At 62.4% G+C, this 3014-nt stretch carries 1 protein-coding gene; it reads right to left on the reverse strand.

The annotated features are described in order from the left end of the window. A partial coding sequence (locus tag WBH99_RS00310) for an efflux RND transporter permease subunit (protein ID WP_424218102.1) occupies positions 1-3014 on the reverse strand: 3014 nt, incomplete at both ends.

The raw sequence follows: 3014 nt of genomic DNA on the forward strand, positions 1-3014 counted from the left end.
AGGAAAGTGGCCGTGACCATGCCGCCGACCACGCCGGTACCGATGGCGTGCTTGCTGCCGGAGCTGGCACCGCTGGAGATCATCAGTGGCAACACGCCCATGGTGAAGGCCAGCGAGGTCATGATGATCGGGCGCAAACGCAGGCGTGCCGCCTGGATGGCTGCCTGGGTCAGCGAAATGCCCTCCTTCTCGTGCAGATCCTTGGCGAACTCGACGATCAGGATCGCGTTCTTGGCAACCAGGCCGACCGTGGTCAGCAGGCCGATCTGGAAGAACACGTCGTTGTTCAGGCCGCGCATCAGCGTGGCGAGCACGGTTCCGATCACTCCCAGCGGGATTACAAGCAGCACCGAGAACGGCACCGACCAGCTCTCGTACAATGCCGCCAGGCACAGGAACACGGCGATGATCGATAGCGCGTACAACGCGGGGGCCTGCGAGCCGGACAGACGTTCCTCGTAGGACTGGCCGGTCCACGCCAATTGCACGCCGGTCGGAAGCTTGGCGGCGATGTCCTCGACTGCCTGCATCGCATCGCCGGAACTGTACCCGGGGGCAGGCTGGCCCAGGATTTCGATGGCTGGCACGCCGTTGTAGCGTTCAAGCTTCGGCGAACCCTTGATCCACTTGCCGGTGGCGAACGAGGCGAAGGACACCATTTCGCCGTTGGCGTTGCGCACGTACCACTGGGCGAAATCCTCCTCGGTGATGCGTGATTGCGCCATGCCCTGCAGGAACACGCGCTTGATGCGACCACGGTCGATGAAGTTGTTGACGTAGGCCGACCCCCAAGCGGTGGACATGGTGTCGTTGATCGCGGCCAGATCCACACCGAGCGCACGGGCCTTCTCGTCGTCGATCAGCACCTGGTATTGCGGCTCGTCATCCTTGCCGTTCGGACGAACCAGCGCCAGCGCAGGATGCTGCGCTGCTTCGGCAAGGAACTGGCCGCGTGCCTGCATCAGATGTTCGTGACCTTGGCCGCTGTAGTCCTGCAGGAACAGGTTGAAGCCGGTGGCATTGCCCAGTTCCATGATGGGCGGCGGCGGGAATGCAAGCACCATGCCCTGCTTGATCGTGGCGAAATGTTGCATCGCGCGGGCCTGGATTTCGAACACGCTGCTCTTGCGCTCTTCCCACGGCTTGAGCTGGACGAAGGCCAGTGCCGAGTTCTGGCCGCGGCCGGCAAGACTGAAGCCGCTGACGGTGAATACGTCTTCGATGCTCTCGCTTTCGTTTTCCTTGAAGTAGCGAGTGACCTCGGATAGCACCTTGTCGGTTTCGTCCAGCGTGGCATTGGACGGCAGTTCCGCCTGCACCAGCAGGGTGCCCTGATCTTCGTCGGGCAGGAACGAGGTCGGGATCTGCGGGAAGAGGACGGCCAGCAACAGCACGATCACGCCGAAGGCGACCATGCCGCGCTTGCGTGCGCCGAGCAGGCGGGCAACGCCGCCTTGATAGCGATCGGCATTGCGCTCGAAGTTGCGGTTGAACCAGCCGAAGAAGCCCTTCTTTTCCCCATGCGCATCGTGCTTGAGGATGGTCGCGCACAGTGCCGGGGTGAATACCAGTGCCACCAGCACCGACAGCACCATCGACGAGACGATGGTCAGCGAGAACTGGCGGTAGATCACGCCGGTGGAACCGCCGAAGAATGCCATCGGCACGAACACCGCCGACAGCACTAGGCCGATGCCGACCAAGGCGCCGGAAATCTGATCCATCGACTTGCGCGTTGCTTCAACTGGAGACAGCCCTTCCTCGGCGATGATGCGTTCGACGTTTTCCACCACCACGATGGCATCATCGACCAGTAGGCCGATCGCCAGCACCAGGCCGAACATGGTCAGGATGTTGATGGTGAAGCCGAATGCGGCCATCACGCCGAAGGTACCCAGCAGCACCACCGGTACCGCCAGCGTTGGGATCAACGTGGCACGCCAGTTCTGCAGGAACAGGTACATGATCAGGAACACGAGGATGATCGCCTCGACCAGCGTGTGCACCACGCCGTTGATCGATTCGCTGACCACCGGCGCGGTGTCGTAGGGATAGACCACCTTCACGCCTGGCGGCAGGGTCGATTCGAGCTGCGACACGGTCTCGCGCACGGCCTTGACCGCATCCAGCGTGTTGCCGCCGCTGGCCAGGCGCAGCGCGATGCCGGCCGCCGGCTTGCCGTTGGCGGTGGTGTTGAAGGTGTAGCTTTCAGAACCAAGATCGACTTCACCCACATCACGCAGGCGCACTTGCGAGCCGTCCGAGTTGACCTTGAGCAGGATGTCCTGGAATTGCTCTGGAGTCTGCAGCAGGGTCTTGCCGATCACCGCCGCGTTCAGGCCGACCTTGTCGCCCGTCGGGCGCCCCCCCAACTGCCCCGACGACACCTGGACGTTTTGCGCCTGGATTGCCGCGGCCACATCGCTGGGCATCAACTTGTAGTTGTTGAGCTTGATCGGGTCGAGCCACACGCGCATCGCGTTCTGCGCACCCATCACGAAGAAGTCGCCGACGCCCTTGGTGCGGCTGAGCGGATCCTGCAATTGCGAGACGATCAGGTCACCTAGAGCGAAGTTGTCCAACTTGCCGTCCTCGGACACCAGTCCGGCGACGAGCATGAAGTTGATCTGGTACTTGACCACACGGAGGCCAAGCTGCTGCACCGCTTGTGGCAGCATCGGCGTCGCAAGCGCCAGCTTGTTCTGTACCTGCACCTGGGCGATGTTCGGGTCGATGTCCTGCTCGAAGGTGACCACGATGGTGATGGAGCCATCGGAGTTGCTTTCCGAACGGATGTAGCGCAAGCCGTCGAGCCCACTGAGCTGCTGCTCAATCACCTGAGTGACGGTATCCTGCACGGTTTGTGCGGATGCACCCGGGTACTGGGCCATGATGGCAATCGCCGGGGGCGCGACGTTGGGGTACTGGTTGACCGGCAGGGTGCGGATGGCCAATGCGCCGGCCAGCATGATGATGATGGCGATGACCCACGCGAAAATCGGTCGGTCGATGAA

Origin of the sequence: Azovibrio sp. (genome assembly GCF_049658005.1) — a bacterium.
In the GTDB taxonomy this organism is placed as follows: Bacteria; Pseudomonadota; Gammaproteobacteria; order Burkholderiales; family Rhodocyclaceae; genus Azovibrio.